The organism is Bacillus canaveralius (assembly GCF_002860125.1).
GTDB lineage: Bacteria > Bacillota > Bacilli > Bacillales > Cytobacillaceae > Bacillus_BJ > Bacillus_BJ canaveralius.
In genome coordinates, this window is the sequence record NZ_PGVA01000081.1 from 1 (window position 1) to 21,372 (window position 21,372).

Annotated in this window: 19 protein-coding genes, 1 pseudogene and 2 riboswitches; of the genes and pseudogenes, 4 read left to right on the forward strand and 16 right to left on the reverse strand. The window is 43.4% G+C overall.

What is annotated here, in order from left to right; genetic code table 11:
- Nucleotides 1-214: 214 nt before the first annotated feature.
- A complete protein-coding gene (locus CU635_RS21680; RefSeq protein ID WP_101579461.1) occupies nt 215-1,429 on the forward strand; it encodes an MFS transporter in 1,215 nt (404 codons plus the stop codon).
- 258 nt (nt 1,430-1,687) lie between these two features.
- Here CU635_RS21680 and CU635_RS21685 read toward each other — a convergent pair whose 3' ends face one another.
- Nucleotides 1,688-2,632 (reverse strand): ABC transporter permease subunit, encoded by a 945-nt coding sequence (locus CU635_RS21685; RefSeq protein ID WP_101579462.1) that lies wholly within the window; start codon nt 2,630-2,632, stop codon nt 1,688-1,690.
- Nucleotides 2,629-3,570: an ABC transporter ATP-binding protein gene (locus CU635_RS21690; protein WP_101579463.1), complete on the reverse strand. Its 942-nt coding sequence runs from the start codon at nt 3,568-3,570 to the stop codon at nt 2,629-2,631. Before CU635_RS21690 ends, CU635_RS21685 begins: the two co-directional genes overlap by 4 nt.
- A 274-nt stretch (nt 3,571-3,844) precedes the next feature.
- Between CU635_RS21690 and CU635_RS23560 the strand changes: the two genes are divergently transcribed.
- The gene (locus tag CU635_RS23560; protein ID WP_180955537.1) at nt 3,845-3,991 is read left to right on the forward strand and encodes a hypothetical protein; all 147 of its coding nucleotides are present in this window, start codon (nt 3,845-3,847) and stop codon (nt 3,989-3,991) included.
- Nucleotides 3,992-4,078: 87 nt separating this feature from the next.
- Here the strand turns inward: CU635_RS23560 and CU635_RS21695 are convergent, their stop codons facing one another.
- The 13 genes from CU635_RS21695 to CU635_RS21750 all read right to left on the reverse strand — a co-directional run bounded on the left by CU635_RS21695 (nt 4,079) and on the right by CU635_RS21750 (nt 18,248).
- Nucleotides 4,079-4,339 (reverse strand): zinc finger domain-containing protein, encoded by a 261-nt coding sequence (locus CU635_RS21695; RefSeq protein ID WP_101579464.1) that lies wholly within the window; start codon nt 4,337-4,339, stop codon nt 4,079-4,081.
- Nucleotides 4,340-4,572: 233 nt separating this feature from the next.
- Nucleotides 4,573-4,782: a zinc ribbon domain-containing protein gene (locus CU635_RS23140; protein WP_142382835.1), complete on the reverse strand. Its 210-nt coding sequence runs from the start codon at nt 4,780-4,782 to the stop codon at nt 4,573-4,575.
- 19 nt (nt 4,783-4,801) lie between these two features.
- A complete protein-coding gene (locus CU635_RS21700; protein ID WP_101579465.1) occupies nt 4,802-5,539 on the reverse strand; it encodes a sirohydrochlorin chelatase in 738 nt (245 codons plus the stop codon).
- Between the two features lie 260 nt (nt 5,540-5,799).
- Entirely contained in the window at nt 5,800-6,411 is a 612-nt protein-coding gene (locus CU635_RS21705; RefSeq protein WP_101579466.1) for a general stress protein, read from the reverse strand.
- 119 nt (nt 6,412-6,530) lie between these two features.
- Nucleotides 6,531-7,745 carry a homoserine dehydrogenase gene (locus tag CU635_RS21710; RefSeq protein WP_101579467.1) on the reverse strand — a complete coding sequence of 405 codons (1,215 nt, stop codon included), beginning with the start codon at nt 7,743-7,745 and terminating at the stop codon, nt 6,531-6,533.
- Nucleotides 7,718-8,845, reverse strand: a complete 1,128-nt coding sequence (gene metX, locus CU635_RS21715; RefSeq protein WP_245917558.1) for a homoserine O-acetyltransferase MetX — start codon at nt 8,843-8,845, stop codon at nt 7,718-7,720. Before metX ends, CU635_RS21710 begins: the two co-directional genes overlap by 28 nt.
- Nucleotides 8,823-10,535, reverse strand: coding sequence for an acetate--CoA ligase (gene acsA, locus CU635_RS21720; protein WP_101579468.1), 1,713 nt, complete (start codon nt 10,533-10,535; stop codon nt 8,823-8,825). Before acsA ends, metX begins: the two co-directional genes overlap by 23 nt.
- A gap of 36 nt (nt 10,536-10,571) precedes the next feature.
- A complete protein-coding gene (locus CU635_RS21725) occupies nt 10,572-11,300 on the reverse strand; it encodes an ABC transporter ATP-binding protein (RefSeq protein ID WP_101579469.1) in 729 nt (242 codons plus the stop codon).
- Between the two features lie 12 nt (nt 11,301-11,312).
- Nucleotides 11,313-12,146 (reverse strand): ABC transporter permease, encoded by an 834-nt coding sequence (locus CU635_RS21730; protein ID WP_101579470.1) that lies wholly within the window; start codon nt 12,144-12,146, stop codon nt 11,313-11,315.
- A gap of 40 nt (nt 12,147-12,186) precedes the next feature.
- Nucleotides 12,187-13,182 (reverse strand): aliphatic sulfonate ABC transporter substrate-binding protein, encoded by a 996-nt coding sequence (locus CU635_RS21735; RefSeq protein ID WP_101579471.1) that lies wholly within the window; start codon nt 13,180-13,182, stop codon nt 12,187-12,189.
- Nucleotides 13,183-13,212: 30 nt separating this feature from the next.
- Nucleotides 13,213-15,012 carry a PLP-dependent aspartate aminotransferase family protein gene (locus tag CU635_RS21740; protein WP_101579472.1) on the reverse strand — a complete coding sequence of 600 codons (1,800 nt, stop codon included), beginning with the start codon at nt 15,010-15,012 and terminating at the stop codon, nt 13,213-13,215.
- 168 nt (nt 15,013-15,180) lie between these two features.
- A riboswitch (SAM riboswitch) is annotated at nt 15,181-15,296 on the reverse strand.
- 263 nt (nt 15,297-15,559) lie between these two features.
- Nucleotides 15,560-16,702, reverse strand: a complete 1,143-nt coding sequence (locus CU635_RS21745; RefSeq protein WP_101579477.1) for a trans-sulfuration enzyme family protein — start codon at nt 16,700-16,702, stop codon at nt 15,560-15,562.
- Between the two features lie 107 nt (nt 16,703-16,809).
- Nucleotides 16,810-16,914, reverse strand: a riboswitch (SAM riboswitch).
- 185 nt (nt 16,915-17,099) lie between these two features.
- Nucleotides 17,100-18,248 carry a DEAD/DEAH box helicase gene (locus CU635_RS21750; protein WP_101579473.1) on the reverse strand — a complete coding sequence of 383 codons (1,149 nt, stop codon included), beginning with the start codon at nt 18,246-18,248 and terminating at the stop codon, nt 17,100-17,102.
- 212 nt (nt 18,249-18,460) lie between these two features.
- On the opposite strand from CU635_RS21750, the gene CU635_RS21755 reads away from it, so the two are divergent.
- Together CU635_RS21755 and CU635_RS21760 are read left to right on the forward strand one after the other, a co-directional pair.
- Nucleotides 18,461-19,522 (forward strand): M20 family metallopeptidase, encoded by a 1,062-nt coding sequence (locus tag CU635_RS21755; RefSeq protein WP_101579474.1) that lies wholly within the window; start codon nt 18,461-18,463, stop codon nt 19,520-19,522.
- A gap of 281 nt (nt 19,523-19,803) precedes the next feature.
- Entirely contained in the window at nt 19,804-20,622 is an 819-nt protein-coding gene (locus tag CU635_RS21760; protein ID WP_180956613.1) for a type II CAAX endopeptidase family protein, read from the forward strand.
- A 282-nt stretch (nt 20,623-20,904) separates the two neighbouring features.
- Here the strand turns inward: CU635_RS21760 and CU635_RS23565 are convergent.
- A pseudogene (locus CU635_RS23565) lies at nt 20,905-21,051 on the reverse strand (IS5/IS1182 family transposase); the annotation flags it as partial.
- Nucleotides 21,052-21,372 lie beyond the last annotated feature (321 nt).

Sequence of the window (21,372 nt, forward strand, 5' to 3'; positions counted from 1 at the left end):
CATGAATCCGCTTACACGTTTTAGGTGGAAATAAATTCCGCCAACAAATGCTTGACTCAAACCGAATTAATAATCTTCTTGTAAAATGTAACTGGAAGTAGTAAAATTTCATGATATGACTGCTGGTCATAGTTAAATTTAAAGATTAGGTTTTTTTGCTGTATGGCAAAAATAAGCTTATAAATGACCATCAATGAAAGAGGGGATAAGATATATGTCATCGCTGAAGGAAAATCGGACGCCGCTGGTGCTTTTAATGGTCAATATGTTTATTGCGATGGTTGGTATTGGGTTGATTATCCCTGTATTGCCTATGTTCCTTGATGAATTTGGTGTTGGCGGCCAAGCGATGGGTTATTTAGTTGCCGTTTTTGCATTGACCCAGTTCCTGTTCTCACCGATTGCTGGAGAAATGTCGGATAAATACGGACGGAGACTTCCAATTATTGTTGGCCTCGCTGCCTTCACTATTTCACAGCTGATATTTGCAGTCGGGACAGAGATTTGGATGCTGTTTGCCTCGAGGCTGCTAGGCGGTGTTGGGGCTGCTTTTATGGTTCCGCCGATGATGGCGTATGTCGCCGACATCACAACAGAGAGAGAACGAGGGAAAGGGATGGGTTTACTCGGTGCCTGCATGTCACTGGGATTTGTAATCGGGCCCGGGATTGGCGGATTCCTTGCTGAAGTTGGCATAAGAGTCCCTTTTTATACAGCAACCGTTATTGCCGGCATCGCAACTGTTTTATCGCTGTTCTTTTTGCCGGAAACACTGTCAATTGAAGAACAGCAAAAGGCCAGATCCGCGGTTCGCCAAAAAGAGAGCATGCTTCAACAACTGAAAAAATCGTTTAAAGCACCATATTTTATGCTGCTTATCCTCATTTTCTCGATGACATTCGGACTTGCCAACTTTGAAGCAATTTTTGGGCTCTACGTTGATGATAAATTTGGTTTTACCCCTAAGGATATTTCAATCATCATTACAGTCGGCGCATTAATTGGTGTTATTGTCCAATCGATATTTGTCGATATCATGCTGACCAGGTTTGGTGAAAGGAACGTAATGTACTGGACATTCTTGATCTCTGCGGTGTCCATGCTCGTACTTCTGCTCGCTGATTCTTTCTGGTCTATCTTAGCCGTTACGCTTGTATTCTTCACAGCAACATCACTCGTAAGGCCTGCACTGAACACATTACTTTCGAAAATGGCAGGAAACGAACAGGGTTTTGTAGCCGGGATGAACAATATGTATATGAGTATCGGAAATATGGTCGGCCCTGCTCTTGCCGGGATATTGTTTGATGTCAACATCCACTATCCATATGTGACAGGTGCGATCATCCTGTTCATGAGCTATTTCATGCTGTTAAGCTGGAAGGACCGCAGCCAGGGTCTGGCCCAGTCAGAGTCGGTCGGGAAATAACATTCTTTTAAAAAATCCCGGAGCGGATTTTGCTTTTCGCGGATATATCAAAATTTTCGCGGATATATCAAAAGCTTTCGCGGATATATCAAATTTTCCGCGGATATATCAAAACTTTTCTTCGCGGATCTATTATAATTTGAAAGCGAAGGCCAAATCGTTCTGATTTGGCCTTCGCTTTTTCTGTCCAACTATACAAAAATCCAATTTACAATATAGAAAACCCGGCCCCATCGGTGCCGGGTTTTCCAAATGCCACTATATACTTATATCCCGTTTCTGGAAAAAGACAAAGGTAATCACCAAAAATATCGCGTAATAGACGGCAAGAATAGCCAGTGATATTGGTAATGTGATGTCATCCAAAATCGTATCCTGGAGGGTGTAAATCGTTAAATCCAGATGCGGGAAAATCAAGAATTTCACCCATTCATACTTTCCGGCTAGAACGATCAGGATCCCACCGATCGATGAAGAAAAGAACAATACAAAAATTCCGATGCCGACAGCAAGTGCCTGGCTTTTAAACAATGTCGACAGCATAAAGGCAATCGTCATAATCACCAATAAACCAGGTAAAAAGTAGAGCGTCTTGAGCAAATATTGTGTTCCTACCACGGCTTCCTGTTGTCCTTCAATGCCCATTTCAAATATTTTCGTATCAAATGCACCATTTCCGAATAAAATCAATCCGATCAAATATCCTGAGACAATCAGGGTTAGCACCAATAAAATCGCATAAATAATCACTGCAATATACTTTGATAATAAAACGGCCCATCTGCGGTGCGGGCGAATTAGCAGCTGTTTGATCGTCCCGTCGGAGAATTCCGCTGAGACATTGGCGCTGCAGACAATGACAACGAACAGCGTCACTAAGGATCCTACTCCAACGACTACTTCATTCATAAAGTGCCAATTTGTTTTTTCATTTGGATTAATATCCTCGTCCAAGTACTTCTGGTTTTGATCGATTTGTTGTTGTGCCCACTGTTTTTCTCCTTCAGGAAGCCCCTCCACATCCTTCTCTAACTGTTGATTTTGCATTTGCAGTTCTTCACGCCAGTTTTCGTTTGGCTCCGCATTTATTCTTTGGTATACGATTCCGCCAATCAAAACGGCTAGTACGATAATAATCATATAAACCCAGCTGGCTTTTTTCTGAAAAATTTTCATAAGCTCATTGCGTATCAAATTAATCATAAGCTTTGCTCCTTTTGATCCTTGTTGGTTAGTTCTAAAAAGCGATCCTCCAGTGTTGCCTTCACACTGCTGATCCCATATACATCAATATTATTTTGAACGAGTATTTGATTCGCCCTGGCGATCGTATCTCTCTTTATGGCAATCGTGAATTCCTGCCCTTTTGATGCCTTAACTTCCTTTATCAATCCATTAGTCTTTAAAAGTTCAACCGCATTCTCAACATTTTCAACCTCGAAGATCACATCGCGCAATTCTTGGTCAGACCCTTCAACACTATCATTCATGTTTGAAATATGGGTAAGCTTTCCTTTATCGATGATCGCAAAGCGGTTGCACATCAACTGCATTTCTGAAAGTAAATGTGATGACACCAACACTGAAATTCCCTGGCTCGCCAATGAATGGAGATAGTCCCTGAATTCCCGAATTCCTTGAGGATCGAGCCCATTCGTCGGTTCATCCAATACCAACAAAGACGGATTATGTAAAAGCGCCTGTGCCACCCCTAAGCGTTGCCGCATCCCAAGTGAATAAGTTTTTACTTTATTATGGATAGCGTTTTTTAAACCTACTAATTCAATTACTTCTTCAATTCTTGATTCAGGTATTTCCTTGTCGGCCATTCTTGCATAGTGAATGAGATTTTTATAACCGCTCATATATTTATAGAATTCCGGATTTTCAACAATAGCGCCAATCTCACTCATCGTTTCCTTGAAGGCTTCATCAAGGTTATGTCCATTAACGATGACATGGCCGCCTGTCCGGTTTATCAGACTGACAATCATTCGGATGATCGTCGTTTTACCGGCCCCGTTTGGCCCTAACAAGCCAAATATCTCTCCTTTTTCAATGCTAAAGCTTACATCGTCAACAATCGTCTTCTTTCCGATTCTTTTCGTTAACGACTGCACCTCAAGTGCATACTGTGCCATACGTTTCCCTCTTTTCTGTTAAAATGAACTCGCCTTAATGGTATACGATTATGAGGAAAAAAAGTTGCAAAATGTGTAGAATTTCTATTCGGGATGTTCAATTTTGCCATATAACCTTAATAAAAAATCGGAAATTTTAGCCATTGCATCGTTTGGTTTCCTATTTCTGATCATGACATTAACTTATCTGTCGGCAACAGCCTGGTTGCTTTAGTAAAACATTGGGTAAAAACCATGCCCACCATGCATATACCTCTAAAAAGGAGGTAATGAAGTGGCTGAAATGTGGGTGATCACAGTTGGTTTTATTATATGTTTAGGTTTATTTGGGGGAATGTTCGTTTATTTCTTAAAAAGCGCATTAAACACCGAGGACTCGAAGCGGATCGACCGCTTGCCTGGACAGGAAAGAAAAAAATAAGTTTCATTTTCAAAAAAAGAAGGCCGAATCATGTCCCAGCCTTCTTTTTTTTATTTAAGATTTGGAAAATTCAGCAGCCAACTTTTCTTATTCAGCTGGCACAGCAGCACTCCGAGAAGCGGTATTTACTTTTTGGCAATTTGGGCAATAAAAGCTTTTCCTCGCAGCTATTTCTCCCTTTTCAATAGCTGTGCCACAGCGGGTGCAAGGTTCCCCTGCCCGATCATACACATTGAAAAGCTGATTATAACCACCCGTTTTTACGTCTCCAGCAAAAAGCGGGTGATCCATATACCCTCCAGCATTCGTTGCCCTTGAAAGCACTATCTTAATTGAATCATAAAGCATGCTTATCTGCTCTTCCTGTGACACCACCCACGGCTGAAGCCGTGGGCTTCTTTTCTTGCTATTACCTTGCTTATTTCAGGTATAGCCCCTTCCGGAGAAGGACCTAAAGCAGAGGCAAGGATACGGCAAGCAACATTTATTGGAGAAACAGTCCAATAAAAGGGCGGTGTCGTGCCTACTACGCCTTCCTCCAGGCGATACTTTATCACTTGTTTCCTTACATTTTTTTACTGTTAGGTACCTTTCGTACCAAACGGGTTGTCGATACAATACATCGACCGATTTTGTCCCATCGCGAATCTTTTCCGGCATATATTTTGTGCTCCGTTCACATCCCGATGGATTTCTGTATTGTGTACAGAACATTTAAAGTTGCGGCCATTGGCTTTATGCCTTCCACCGCAATTGGCAACCTCTCGATCGGTTCCCGCCAACTTTATCATATTATTTTTTTTCGCTGGATTATTGCAACTGCTTCGCGCCTTCTGCACGCTGAATTAAAAGTTTTTTGATTCGTTCATCAAACCCGATCGGATCGCAGAAGATAAATTCCATGGAGCTGTTCGATTGCTCAAATGCTGCTATTCTTTCTTCTACTTCTGACTGAAAACGCCCTCCAAACAATAAATAAGGAATAATATATACCTTTTGAAATGATTGTTCGTGCAGCTCTGCCAGCTTTTCAAGAAAATATGGGGGATTTATCAAATATCCAACAAGCGATTTCGTTCCAAGCTCCTCACCAAGAAAACACGAAATCGCCTCCATCTCTACAGCTGCAACAGGGTCAGGGCTGCCATGGCTTACCAGCAAAACAGCTTCATTGCCATCATGGGCATACATTTTACTGGCGAGACGGTCTTTAAGAATATCGATGATAATCGGATCAACTCCAATCGCTTCTCCACATTTGAATACAATCTCAGGATAGATGGCTCTTGCACGTGCTATTTCTTGCGGGATCCCTGAGTTGGCATGAATGCCTGGTAAAAGCAGGACAGGAATAACTGTCACCTCAGTAGCACCCTGTCTTATTACATTTTCAACTGCCTGCAGGATGGATGGCTCCGCCCTCTCATAAAATGAATAGGCTTTAATGGGCGTATTCAGACTTTCCATTGCCATTTCGATAAAATCAATAAACTCCTGGTTACCTGCCCCAGTGCGACTGCCATGTCCTGCAAAAATAACTGCCTCCATGATTTCCTCCTCTGTCCGGCCGTTCTTTATTTGATCTGATCACATTCTAATTTGGCAAGACTACTTTCCTCCATTGTAAATTCTCCAAGAATATCTTTATATGAGTTTCCTCACATACCACGCTAATTTGTGAATAATTTCACAAATTAGTCAAAAAAGGGACCGCTCCCTGCTTGAGGAACGGTCCCTGCAGCAACAAGCCAACAGCGCTTGTTTCTCTCTTAGACTATTTAACGTGGATAAATAAGCTTCCGCTTTGTTTAAAAGTCTTTACTATTAAAACTGTCGCGGACTGAAGCAGGGTTGTTGGATGTGAGATGCTCATTATTTGATAGATATGCATTATCTCTATCCATTCTGCCAGTGCCGGTTACTGTGCCGTCCATTGATCTCATATCGGTCTCATCAAATCCGGCTCTGCCCATCTTTGCCGATTCACCATCAACGAGTACCAAAATTTTTCCTGCTTTCACTTCAGACTCATAGTGACCAGCCTCGTCCTCGGGAATCCCCATTCCGATCAGCGCACCGGTCAATCCGCCGGCCCCGGCTCCTACCGCAGCTCCTGTTAAAGTAGCGGCAATTGGACCTGCGGCGATAATTGGTCCGACTCCCGGAATTGCCAACGCACCGACACCTGCCAACAAGCCAGCCAGGCCGCCAAGCGCTCCGCCCGTTGCTGCCCCGGCAGCAAGGCCTTCCTCTGCTTTTGTGCCCGTTGCTTCTGTTACTTCGTCAACTTCATCATCATGTTTACCAATAACCGAGATCTCTTCTGAGCGATATCCTTGCATCTTCAAATCTTCAACAGCACGAATCGCTTCTTCATGTGTATCGTATACTCCGACAATGTGTTTTGTTTGCTCAGCCATATTTTATTCCTCCTTTTTAGTTGGAAAAGCTGTACACCATAAAAATACCCGCTTTAAGGAGGTTAAAACTGGCATTGCTTTCCAATTGAAAAAGCAAGAAAAAAGAACTGCCGCTAGCGCTAGACCGGCAACGGCAGTTCTTTTTCATTTGAGTTTTTATATGCACTGTATTCTCCAAGCAGCGGATAATAGATAACACCACTGAGCTTGATATCTTTTTTTGCTGCTTTCGCAATGACGTTCTCGGAATCAAGTGTGGCAACAACTTCAATCTCTTTTGAAAAAGCTCCCCTGTCAAATTGGCCTGACAGAACCCACGCTTCTTTTTCATGACCCTCCTGCAGTCCATCAAATGCTTGGGTACGCGGGACCGGATTGTCTGTGCCGACATGAATCAGATCTTCAATAATCGCGCTCGCTGTCGGGTACATTCCCGCACCGGGGCCAAGGAGACTGATGTTGCCGACAATATCAGCATCAATCGAAACAGCATTTTGAACGCCCTCTACTTGGTACAGAGGATGTGCACGTGTCACAAGCACAGGTTTCACAGAACAATGGACACCGCTGGCCGTTTTCTCCATTGATGCTACATGCTTAAACCGAAAGCCCAGTTCGTTATAAGACTTGATTTGTTCAATCGTAATCTCGGCAATGCCTTGTCTGAATGTTTTGTTCCAATCAGGCTGTTCGCCAAAAACAAGCTGGCTAAGGATTGCTGCTTTATAAAAGGCATCATAGCCTTCGACATCATTGGTCGGGTCTGCTTCTGCATAGCCATTTCGCTGAGCAAGTGATAATGCATGTTCAAACGAAAGATCTTCTTCTCTCATTGTCGTTAAAATGAAATTGGAAGTCCCATTTAATATTCCTTCTATTTTTTCAATCCTATTAACATTGAGCAGTTTTCTTAACGTTTGAATAACCGGAATCCCGCCGCCAACAGTCGCCTCATAGCCGACTGACACCGCTTGTTCATTCGCCAACTCAAGAAGTTCTCTTCCGTGGTGGGCGAACATTTCCTTATTAGCGGTAATGACATGGCAGCCCTTTTTGATAGAATGCTTCAAGTAATGAAAGCCTGGCTCTTTACCAACAATTGCATCAATCACGACGTCGATCTTACCAAGTTGATCAATATCCTCAAACCGGTCTGTCAGGACCACATCGGCATCTGGAAGCTTATGCTTATCAATATTTTTAACAAGAACAGCCTTAATTTCCACTTTTTTGCCAAGAATGCTTTTAAGCCTCTCCTGATGGTAATGAATCGTATTATAAACACCTTTGCCGACTGTTCCGTATCCTAATAATACAATGTTAAGGGTTTGCATTTGTCCACTCCTCTTAACCCGGAGTCGAGGGCCGTTTTAATATGCCCGCTCCAGTTGGAAAATTCCGTTAAAAACCCATCGTGACCGAAATTTGTTTTCACCTCGAAAAACACGGACTCCTTATTTTGCTCTAAAAGAAGATCTGCAGCTTCCTTAATCGCATGGGGCGGATAAAGAAGATCGCCCGTAAATCCGAGCAGAAGGACGGAAGCCTGGACCTGCTTTAATGCTTCCTGCCAATTTTTACGGTTGAAGCCGATATCATGTCGGTCCATCGCACTCAATAAACGCAAATAACTGTTGGCATCAAAGCGTGCTGCCAGCTTTTCTCCCTGATACTTCAAGTAGGATTCAACCTGGAATTCAGCACCATCTACTTTTTGCTCTCTTTGAAACCTATTACTAAATAAATAATCGGTTCGGTAGGTAACCATGCCCACCATCCTGGCGATTTCCAGACCGGCAAGTTTTTTCCCGTCCGGATAATAGCCGCCCTGCCATTCAGGGTCTGCCATAATCGCGGTTCTGCCAATTGTATTAAAAGCAATCGCATAATCGCTTAAAAATGGCGTGGCAGCCAGCGGAATTAACAATTCGGAAAAGGATGGATAAAGAATTCCCCACTCCCACGCCTGCATTCCTCCCAGAGAGCCTCCAATAATCGCTTTCGCCTCATGAATGCCGAGTTTTTGCAATGCTTGATGCTGGGCGCGGACTATATCCCTGATTGTAATTTCCGGAAAGTCCTGCTTATACGTGCTTCCTGTTTTCGGGTTTATGCTGGCAGGCCCGGTCGATCCGGAGCAGCCGCCAAGCACATTGAAGGTGATCACCATATACTCGTTCGTATCAATGTAACGCCCGGGTCCGATTAAGCCGGACCACCAGCCAGGCTGATCATTTGTGCCAACCGTATTCTGATTTCCGGTTAACGCGTGGCACACAATCACGACAGGCCTGTTTCGCTTACCGGCCAATTCATAGGCGAGCTCCACCTCTTCCAGTTGATCACCGGAATCAAACGTGAAGCTGCCAATGTTAACTTTCCCATACTCTATGAGCAGGGCACCCGGTTTTTTACCGTTTATTGATCTTTTCAAGCTCACGTGCCTTCAGCTCTCTTCGCAAAATTTTTCCGCTTATTTTTGTTTTTGGAAGCTGATCAATGAATTCCGCTTCCCGCGGCGCTGCATGGGCAGCCAGCTTCTTTTTAACAAATTGGCGGATATCTTCCAGAAGCTCGTCACTTGGCTTGTAACCTTTACGGAGTACGATAAATGCTTTCACAATTTCACCGCGCAACGCATCAGGCTTTCCGATTACACCTGCTTCTGCTACGGCAGGGTGTTCAATTAATTTACTTTCCACTTCAAAAGGGCCGATCCGTTCTCCGGAAGAATTGATCATATCATCGCTTCTGCCCTGGAAAAACACATAGCCGTCTTCATCTAAAATCGCCAGATCTCCGGATAAATACCAGCCGGGGAACGGGAAATACGAGTGATATTTCTCTTCATTTTTCCAAATTTCGCGCATGATCGCAGGCCACGAGGCTTTGATTGCAAGATGCCCGACCTCCCCGTGCGGCAAGATATTCCCGTCATCGTCCAAAATAGCAACTTGGATTCCAGGAAAAGGCCTGCCCATTGATCCAGGCTTAATGACTTCCGACGGAAGATTCACAATCAGCTGGGCGCCTGTTTCAGTCATCCACCATGTATCGTGGATTCGCTTGCCTAGCGTTTCCTCACCCCAATAAATAACTTCAGGATTTAAGGGTTCACCTACACTCAACACATGCCGGAGCAAAGAAAGGTCGTACTCCTTTTGAAGATCGTTCCCTTCGGCCATTAGCATCCTGAATGCGGTTGGCGCGCTGTACCAGACCGTCACTTCTGTCTTTTCAAGCGTCCTGTACCATGAGCGCGCATCGAAACGGCCGCCATTAACAACCAATGTTGCCCTGTTTAGCCATGGGGCAAAAATACCGTACACGGTCCCCGTCACCCAGCCGGGATGGGCTGTGCACCAGTATACATCGTCGTTTTTCAAATCAAGCACCCATTTGCCGGTCAAGTATTGCTGAACCATCGCCCTGTGAGCATGAACTACCCCTTTGGGCTTTCCTGTCGAACCGCTTGTATAGTGAATGTTCAATCCTGATTCCATATCGAGCCATTCTGTAATGTCAGATTCACGCTCAATAGCCGCCAGCTCTGCCGGTAGTGAAATTTCCCCGGCTTCACAATGCTCAGGAGAGGAAGTAATAAATATTTTTTCCAGCGATGGAAGGTCGTTCTTCGGAATTCTTTTGCCAAGAACATGATCGGTAATCATGAATTTCCCGTCACAATCTGCAACGCGGTCCCTGATCGCTTCTTCCATGAATGCTTCGAATAATGGACCGGCTATCGCGCCGAGCTTAATGACCGCCATCATGGCAATATAGCAATCCGGATGCTTTGGCAAAAAGATAAACACAATATCTCCCTTTTTGACGCCATGCGCCCTTAACACAGAAGCAAGATGATCTGATTTTTCCTTTACTTCCTTGAAGGTTAATTTATACTCGTCTTCACCATTTATATAATGGATTGCCGTTTTGCTGCCATATCCTTCTTCAACATGTTTATCAACACATTCGTGCGCCATGTTGATGCGGCCTGTCTTTTTCCAGCTGAACGCCTTTTCGGCTTCTGCCCAGGAAAACGTCTCACATGCTTCAAGATAATTCCGAAGATTATAATCCCCCTCTTTTGGAGGTAAATGATGTCTAGCTAATAAAGTCATAATCAAACCCCTTTGTTCTTTCTTGTGAATTCGCCTTTACCCATTCGTCGATAAATCTAAAAGATTGATAATCTTTTCTTTCGTCCTGGCAAGTGCTGCGTCTCCCCTTGCCCGCGGCCGCGGCTCATTCAAATTGATTGAATGATAGACTTCTCCAGGTTGGCCCCTGAGAATGATTATCCGGTCACAAAGATACAGTGCCTCATCGATATCATGGGTAACAAGCAGGATGGTCGACTGGAACTTTTGCCAGATCGACAGCAATAATTCCTGAAGCTGCATTTTCGTAAATGCATCTAATGCACTGAACGGTTCATCGAGCAGCAATATTTCCGGCGCTGTTACAAGTGCTCTGGCAATCGCGACCCTTTGAGCCATTCCGCCTGATAAATCCTTTGGAAAATGCTTTTCAAAGCCATCCAATCCCACGGCAGATAAATATTCAGCTGCCTTCGCCTTTTTCTGCGCATCGTTTTTTAAACCGAGCGAGACATTATCAATTACATTCAACCACGGGAGCAGGCGGGGTTCCTGAAAGATCATCCCGATTTTCTCATGGACTGCTTCCACATGTTCTTCATCGATCTTGACGTGTCCATGGTATTCCTGATCAAGTCCGGATAAAACGCGAAGCAGCGTGCTTTTGCCACAGCCGCTCGTTCCGAGGATTCCGATTACTTTCCCTTGTTGAACGGAAAGATTGATATTTTTAAAGCCGGTCGAACCGCCGGAAAACGTCCTGGATACATTCTCAATTGCTAACATGCTATCAGTCCCCTACGCTTTCCTGGCAATCGTATCTTGCCAATGGAGTGTTTTTGTTTCAATGCTCTTCAAGATCGAATCTGTTAATTTTCCCAGGATTGCAAACAGGACAATGCTGGAAATAATCAGTTGCGGAGAATATGTGTTTTGTCCGTAGACAAGCAGATAACCAATGCCTTCGCTTGCTCCCATCAATTCAGCGGCGACTACAAACATCCAGCCTAATCCTAACCCGCTGCGAATCCCGACGAGAAACGATGGCAGCGAGGCCGGAAGGATAATTCTGCGAATTAGCTGGTAGGAGTTGAAATTATAGATTTTACCGACCTCTATCAGCTTACGGTCGACATTTTGAATGCCTGACACAATATTTAAATAGACCGGGAAAAAGACACCAACGGCGATCAGTACGACCTTTGAAGGTTCGCCGATTCCCATCCATAAAATAAACAGCGGTACCCAGGCAAGCGATGGAATCGAGCGGAAAGCCTGGATCAACGGATCAAGCAAGCTCTCTGCTTTTTTCAGATAACCGACAATTGAGCCGATCAAGACCGCCAGTGCCACGCCTATTAAAAATCCTGAAAAGAGCCGGTAAAGTGTAATGCCAAGATGCCCCCACAGTGTTCCGTCCTGCCCCATCGTCATAATCGTGTCGAGTATGATCGTCGGAGCAGGCAGCAGATGGGCCGGAAAAAAACCGCTTTTACTCAAGTACTCCCATAAAATGATCAAAAATCCCGGTACAACCCCACCAAGCAAGGTCGCTTTCAGATGCTTATTTACCTGGAAACTTTTTTTCGATTTTCCGATCGTTAAAGGCGTTGAAACCGTCGAATCTTTCATTTGTAATACCCCCACTTTGTACGGGCTGCATAGTGACAGCCTATTGTTGAATGACCTTCTCGGCAAATTTCGGATTGATCAGTTCGTCAACGAGCTCTGATACTTCTGTTCCTTTTTCAATAATTTCTCCTTTTTGTAATACCTTACCGGCTGATTGTAAAGCTTCCCTTTGTTCATCGCCCGGCACAGCATTTGAAAAATCGTTTCTTTGCATTTGCAATTTGGCGACTTCAGGGCTTATTTGCGCTTCTTTCGAGAGAATCTCAGCAGCTTCCTCAGGATTTTCAAGCGTCCACTTTCTTGCTTTCTCATAAACTTCAATTACTTTCTCAACATGCTCTGGATACTTCTTGGCAAATTCGCTTCGAACGTTTAATACCCCGTACGTGTTAAAATCAGTATTTCGATAGAATAGCTTCGTATCTGCTTCGACCTCAAGCCTTGCCATATGCGGGTCAAGACCTGCCCATGCCTCAACCTGGCCCGTCGTTAAAGCACTTCCTCCATCGCCATGCTGCAAGTTCACCAGCTCAATATCGGATTGGGAAAGGCCCTCCTCATCAAGAGCTCTTAGCAAGAAAATATATGGATCTGTTCCCACTGTGGCAGCAACCTTTTTCCCTTTAAGATCACCAACATCCTTGATCGGTGAATCGTTATTGACCACCAACGCCGTCCATTCCGGCTTTGAATAAAGATAAACAGACTCAATTGGCGCACCTTTTGCTTTTGCCATTAATGCAGCAGCACCGGCTGTTGAGCCGAAATCAACACTGCTGCTGTTTAGGAATTCAAGAGCTTTATTGCTTCCCTGGCTGAGGACAAATTCGACCTCAATGCCCTCTTCTTTAAATGCTTCTTCAGCCCAGCCGAATTCTTTTAAAACTAAACTTGTTGGTGAATAATACGCATAATCCAAAACAACTTTATCGGGCTTGCCGCTTTTCCCATCCCCGCTTGCAGTTGTGTTATTCGAACAACCGGCTATCGCGAACAATGCGAGTACACCAGCCAATAAACTGAACCATTTTTTCATCTTTTTTTACCCCTTTCGATTTTCCAACTTCTATATTTCACATGCAAAGGTGACAATTGTGCCCCTTAGCCTTTGTGCTTCTTTATAGGTACAGCGGTTTTGGACAACTTCAAGTCCTGCTTCTTTTGCGACCTCTACAGCTTTAGGGGAAATAACACCCTCCTGGAGCCAGAAAACCTTCGGCTTAATTTTGCCTGCTTCTTCGGCAATTTCGACCGCCGCTTCAGGGCTGCGGAATACCTGGACAATATCAACTTTAAACGGAATCGACGTTAAATCCGGATAGGCCTTTTCGCCAAGGACTTCCGTTTCTCGAGGATTGACCGGAATGATACGGTAGCCAAGCCGCTGCATTTTCCTTGCCAGACGGTGGCTCGGGCGGCCCGGATTGCTGCTTAGCCCGACAACAGCCAATGTCTTTGCACGCTGAACTTCATTGCCGTTCTCTGTTTCACGAATAATTGGTGATTGAAGGGCCCAACGAATCACACCTTCATCATTCACTGCGACATCGCCCTTTACTTCTCCTTTGGAAGAAAGCCCAGTTGCTTCGAAGAAAGCACGGTCCAAATCGTTTGTTAAATCGCGCACCGATTCAATCCCGATCGATAAGCGGATCAATTCTTCAGTAACCCCTGTTTTAATGAGATCCTCAGCACTCAGTTGCTGATGCGTAGTTGAGGCCGGATGGATAATCAACGACTTAGCATCCCCGACATTGGCAACATGGGACCATAGTGCAACATGGTCGATGACCGTTTTCCCGGTGTCACGTCCACCCTTAATTCCAAAGTTGACGATCGACCCGAATCCGCCCCCTAAGTATTTCTTGGCCAGTTCATGAGCTGGATGCTCTTCAAGTCCCGGATAGGATACCCACTCGACAGCAGGATGAGCTTTTAGAAAGTCTGCAACCTTCAAGGCATTTTCATTATGTTTTTCAACTCTTAAATGAAGCGTTTCAAGCCCCTGCAGCAGTAAAAACGCACTGTGCGGGCTTAGCGATGAACCGAAATCGCGCAATAACTGGACGCGCAGCTTTGTGCTGAAAGCAAGCGTTCCAAAATCATTGGCATAGTGCAAGCCATTATAGCTTGGATCTGGTTCTGTAAAACCAGGGAATTTCTCACTGTTCCAATTAAAGCGTCCGCCGTCAATCACGATACCGCCAATTGTTGTTCCATGTCCGCCAATCCATTTTGTCGCTGAATGGACAACGATATCAGCACCCCATTGGATTGGTTTACACAAATATGGGGAAGCAAAAGTATTATCAATAATTAATGGCACTCCATGTTCATGGGCAATTTCAGCCACTGCTTCAATATCAAAAACGTGCAAGCTTGGATTTCCGATGATCTCTCCATAAACTGCCTTGGTTTTAGGTGTAATTGCTTTCCTGAAATTTTCCGGATCAGTTGCATCAACGAAATGAACTTTAATACCGTACTTTGGCAGGGTAATCGCGAATAAATTATATGTTCCTCCGTACAAGCTTGACGCAGCAACAATTTCATCGCCAGCCTGGGCAATATTCATGATCGACAGGGCAATCGCGGCCATTCCGGAAGATGTAGCCACAGCGGCAACCCCATCTTCAAGCAAGGCAAGCCTTTTTTCGAAAACATCAACGGTTGGATTTCCAATCCTTGAATAGATATTGCCAGGCTCATCAAGGGAAAATAAACTTTGGGCATGTTCTGTATTATGAAAAACATATGAACTTGTTTGATAGATTGGAACGGCTCTTGAGCCTGTGGTCGGGTCAGGTGACTGCCCTCCGTGTAAAAGGATCGTTTCTAAATCGTAAGTATCATAAGATTGTGACATTTTATTTCCTCCCAAATCTGATTAATTTTATAAGAATAATAGGTTTAATGTTTAACAAGCTCTCGTGAACGTTCAGCGCCACTGCATCAATGAGAACCGGCTTTTTTTCAAAATGAAAATTTTGTAAAACAATAAAAGCCCCCTCTTCATAAGAAGAGGGGGCCCCTCCTCTTATCTTTCAAACAGCATCATGCTGCCTGCAGGAATTAGCACCTTTTCAAGCTTGGGGCTTGAAGGTTGCCGGACATCTTCGGGCCTGTTCCCTCCGTCACTCTGGATAAGAGATATTTTATTTGATTAAAACACTAAACTGTTAACTTTATAAAGGATTATAGTAAAGTTTATTTTTTTAGTCAATAACAAATGACTAAAAATATAAATTTTTTTGTATTTTTTTAATTGAATGAATTTCATAAAGCAATTCTTTAATGAAAAACGAACTGTTATTTAATGTTAAGTTAGTATTATTCATTTCCTACGGCATACTCCTGTATATCTAGACAACTTCATTCGTTTTTCAGTTTAGCTTATTACATTTCAAATTTACTCAATTTAGCGCCTTTTTAATGGCATTCTCGAATTCAACGATAATGTCTTCATAATGCTCAATACCGACCGAAATTCGGACGACCTCGTTCGTGATACCCAGTTCAGCACAAGTTTCCGGTGGAAGCGCACGATGGGATGTCTTGAGCGGGTGCGAAACAGTCGTCTCTACTCCGGCAAGTGTCGGAACAATTTTCACCCATGTTAAGGAGCGGAAAAATTCGCTGACATCAACATGTTTATCAAGCTCAATCGTTACCATTGCCCCAAAGTTTTCAGGATTTGCGCTAAATGGATAATAGGTTTTTGCTACGAATTGATGATTCTGCATAGCCTCAGCCAGCCGTTTAGCGTTTTCTGATTGTGTCTTCATTCTGACAGCCAGCGTTTTCAGACCCCGGCATGTTAACCATGCTTCGAAAGGACTGAGATTTGCGCCTAAATTGACAATTTTTGCTCTTGCTTTGCTGATTAATTCCTCTCTGCCGACAAGCACGCCAGCGGTGATATCGCTGTGCCCGCCAATATATTTTGTCGCACTGTGCACGACAAGATCGATTCCAAGTATGAACGGCTTACAATGATAAGGAGTGGCAAACGTATTATCAACAAGTGTAAAAAGGTCGTACTTTTTGGCAAGCTCGACAATCGCTTCAAGCTTTTCTACACGAAGAAGCGGATTTGTAATCGACTCCGTATAAAGAAGCACCGTGTTCTCCCGGATTGCTTCCTCAACGCTCTTAAGATCAGAAAAGGAAGTGAATGTCGTTTCAATCCCAAGCTCGTGAAGCTCTTCTTTCAATAAGTGATAGCTGCCTCCATATAAATCGTCCGTTGCAACAATATGGTCTCCGCTTCGGGCAACGGAAAGAACGCCGGCAAGAATCGCCGATAACCCAGAGGACGACGCCACCCCGGCCGGTGCACCTTCCAGTGCCGCCACGGCTTCCCCAAGTTCATCCGTATTCGGGTTTCCAACTCTGGAATATAAATAGTTTCCCTCGCCTTGATAATATCCTTCAAGCTCTTCTAAATTATCAAACTTAAACGCTGAGGTTTGATAGATTGGTGTTACTTTGCTTTTAATTTCTCGTTTTTGCTTTTTTCGACTGTGCAGCACTTCTGTTTCAAATTTCTCTCCCAAAGCTTTCACACCTTCTTGTTCATATGTAAAATTTATAATTCCAGACCAATTTTGCCGAAAATATAAAAACCCCTTCAGGTAAAGAAGAGGTTTAATGGACAATCCTCCTCTTATCTTCCAGATCTTATATCTGCAGGATTTAGCACCTTGCAAGTTTCCTTGCAGGTTGCCGGGCTTCACAGGGCCTGTCCCTCCGCCGCTCTGGATAAGAGCAAGTATTTATTTTTTTCTGTGATAGCTGGAGTATATCAACAACGATTCAATCCGTCAATGACCTTGTTAGTTTTTCTAACATCAGGTTCGGATCGCAGAGCATTTCTGTTCCCGTAGAACCATACTTAATAGACCAGCAATGAAAACGGCTCTTTCTGCGAGCATGTTTGAATCGTTTTTCTTGTCAAGAGCGGTTTCTATTTTGTTTATCAACTATTTCACTTTTAAAGAACACTTTTTCAGTGATCGAAATCCCCAATTCACGTGCGAATTTTTTCAGATCCCGCTCTTCTCTATCTGTGACAATGGCGAGAACCGTGCCGCTTGCACCAAATCTTCCGGTTCTGCCTGAGCGGTGAACGTACTGGTTAAGATCCCTCGGAAAATCGTAATGGATTACATGGGTAATTCCTTGAATGTCGAGACCCCTTGCAGCAATATCGGTGGCCAGCAGCAAATTGCTTTTTCCCGTCCTGAAGTTCCTGATCGCGGCCTGCCTGTCCATTTTGCCCAAATCACTATGGAGCACTTCAGCATTTACTTTTTTGAATTTAAGCTTTTCTGCGAGGACATTCAAATTCCCGATATCTCGTACAAATACTAGACCTTTTATCCCCGAAATCCTTGAAAGCTTTTCAATAAAATTAATTTTATCGCGCTGTTCCGTAATAACATAAGCATGCTCCACCGTCGAAGCATCGATTGTTTCATCCTTTGTAATTCTAATAATCTCCGGCTCTCTTGCTATTTCTCTGGCAATTTCCTCTGTTCTCTTCGTCAGAGTTGCTGAAAACAGGAGAATTTGCCGATCGCCAAGCGTGGACTTAATAATCTGCCGGACGGTATTTTCGTGCTCAGGGACAAAGAGCTGGTCAGCCTCATCCAGCACAACCGTTTTTACCTCATGCATTTTCATTTTTTTCTGTTTGATTAATTCAAGCGTCCGGCCAGGCGTTCCGACGATCACGTGCGGGCTTTTCTTTAGCTTTTCAAGCTGTCTTTTCGCATTGGCCCCGCCGATAAACGATGCGGCCCGAATTCCGCTTCCTTCCGCCCACTTCTGGATTTCCGCTAAAATTTGCATCACAAGCTCCTGGGAAGAAGCTAAAATAACCGCTTGAATATTCCGCTTTTCAACCTCGATTTTTTGCAGGACAGGCAACAAATAACCGAGTGTTTTTCCTGTTCCTGTCGGGGACTCGGCGATCAAGTCTTTTCCTTCGAGCGCGATCGGTATGCTCATCTCCTGGATCGAGGTTGGGTTTTTAAAACCCGATTTGTTCCAAACCTCCCTAATGAACGGGGAAAGATTTTCGATAAGTGGCTTTGACATAATTGTCTCCTTTATTTTTAATCTAATGTTATTAGATATGCTTGTGCTTATACTTGTACATGGTCTTGTAAAGTATACTGCAAGCAAAGCGACATTTCTATACTGCCACCATACAGTGGTTGGTATTTTTCTCATAATGGATTGTTATTGTTCCTTCCCGTACCATTTCGGGTATAGAAAGAATGACACTTTTTAGAAGGAGGCCTCCCGTAATGATTAAGGAATTATTAAAGGAACTCATTTTAATCGACAGTTCAAATAGAGAAGGGGCAAATCAAGCCGTTACTTTCTGTGCACAATGGCTGCATGAACACGGACTCAAGACAGAGATCATTGAAAATAATGGCTATCGGATGGCTGTATGTGAAATTGGGCGCGGCGAAAAAACCATTGTATTTAACGGGCATGTTGACGTTGTAAGAGGACGGAAAGAACAATATATTCCGGCTGTGGAAGACGGCCGCTTATACGGGCGCGGGGCCGCAGATATGAAAGCGGGCGTTGCCGCCATGATGTGTATACTTGTCCAGATAAAAGACGACGATATTCCATATAAAATTCAACTGCAAATTGTTTCTGATGAGGAGGACGGCGGGCTTAATTGTTCGGGATACCTCGTTGAGAACGGTTATAGAGGAGATTTTGTCATTTGTTCAGAACCGACCCAACTTGGAATCGCAATTCAAGCAAAAGGTGTATTGCGTCTCGACATTGAACTGCGCGGTAAATCTGCCCATGGCAGCCGGCCCTGGGAAGGAATTAATGCCATTGAAAAAGCGTGGCAGGTTTATTCGAAAATCTTGGAACTTCCTTTCACAAAGGAGAGTTCTGCTTTTTATAAAGCTCCTTCTATCAATCTGGCAAAAATCAGCGGAGGTGAAGCGTACAATAAGGTTCCCGACCTTTGCACGCTTTCTCTTGACATCCGCTATTTGCCTACTCAAAATAAGGATGAAATCGTAAAGGAGATTGAAGCGGTAACAGATGGAGACGTATTCGTGAACCTCGTCGGAAGCCCGGTCCACACGAAAGATGATGACCCGTTTGTTTCTAATCTCCGTTCGGTTGTTGAAAAGCATGCAAACCGCCAAGCAACGATCTTTGGCCAGCATGGTTCTGCTGATACGGTTTTCTTCTCTCACCATGGCATACCAGCAATTGAATTCGGCCCAAGCGGCGCCAACTGGCACGGTGATGACGAATACGTTGAGATTGACTCAATCAAGACTTACCAACAGATCCTCATTGATTTCGTAACCACTCCGCTGCAATAAAGCGCAATACTTTTTAACTTTGGCTCTGTTAATCTTTGATGTTGATATTTGATTAAAACGAATATTTGTTCCGTAATGTAGATAAGTACACAAAGGCAGGTGGCAAAGATGACGCTAAAAGAGATTATTGCACGATGAGTAAATTAGATGAACTAGATGCGTATAATGGAAGAAGGAATATACGAATAGAACAAGGAATCTTGTATTTATATCAAATTAAAGAGTGGTATGAGCAATACTTGAAACAATGAAAATATGGAATTAGGACGAGGATGTTTAACATGACGGATAGAAAATATGATAAGAAAACACTAAGAAATGTACTTATTTTTTCTTTGGTTGTTTTAAGCTGCGGATGGGTAGGCCGACTAGTGGATTTGAAGGTTGGTACAGATGCTAATGGCAGTTTGGGGCAACTTATTTGGCTTGTCTTGCCCCTGCTCACAACGATTATTCTTCGTTCTTTCATGGGAGACGGTTGGAGGGATTTAGGTATCGAGCTTAAATTTCGGGGAAATCTTTTCCCTTATTTCATCAGTATCCTGTTTATTCCAGTTATAACTGTGATTATCGTTTTAATCGGACACAACTTGAAGTTGATTGATACATCCAATTTTTCATCGTCATTTCTACTTGCATTTAGTTTGGCCCTGTTACCTATGTTTTTTAAGAACATTTTTGAAGAATTCGCTTGGAGGGGATATCTTGCTCCGAAACTGTTTTCTATGGGAATCAACAGGTTTCTATGTCATATTTGTGTCGGCGTGATTTGGGCTCTGTGGCATATACCCTATTTATTGGTTCTCGTGGATACTGCGGAAAGTCTGCTAGCCTATATTCCGCGAGTAATGATTGGACTTGTTATTTTATCAGTTGTCTATGGGGAAATTCGTTATGTCACGAATAGCGTATGGCCAGCTGTGATCCTTCACACGATAGCAAATGCCCTTGTAGATACTCTTATCCTAAAAAAATACTTAGATGTGCGAGAGGGATATGAATATCTAGTAACTCCAAGCCCTGAAGGCGTATTTACGATAGTGATAACAGCGGTCGTTGGATTATGGTTGTGTAAGAGGCATACGAAAAAAAGCGCCTGACCCCACATACGGTGAAGCAATAAAGTCAGTCCGTATAAGGAGCTGAAATTTGGGGTCTCCCATCTTTGATAAATCCTTTAGACATCAATTTCCCCCTTCGTTTAAAGCTTTCAATATATATCTTCTATTTTAAATTAATCTTTCTAAAATAATATCCAATTTTCGAATAACAGAAATGAGATCTATTATTTGGAATTTATTCAGTTCAATTTTTCTTGTTTAGTTGGTTTAGTTACACCTATATAACAATTACTAAAGCACTTTTTTGACCGTCTAAAACACAAGGCAATATTTATCCTGAAGTTCATCGTAAACAAAAGAAAAGTCGACCAGGTCATTGATCCTGCGTAACATATTGTCCTCAGGGACGATTAGATTATAGAGCTCCATATAGGAACTGAACATCATCGATTGTTGTTTTTGTATCACCGAAACCACCCACTTAAAATAGATACCTTCAATATAAATCAAAAAAGGCAGAAACCCTCACTAAATGTAAGAATTTCTGCCTTTTTGTTTAAAGGGTTAATTGTAAAATGAAATGCAACACCATAAAAAAAGAAAAACCATAGTGAAACCGTGTATCATTAATGTCGACTAAAACAATTAATTACACGGAGGGTTTCAACTATGGCTCAGGCTCATTCTACCACAAAACAACGCACGTTTAAACATCTCAGCGACACAGGTTTGAGTCAAGCATTTGTTGGCGGAATTTATTTCCACCTAAAACGTGTAAGCGGATTCATG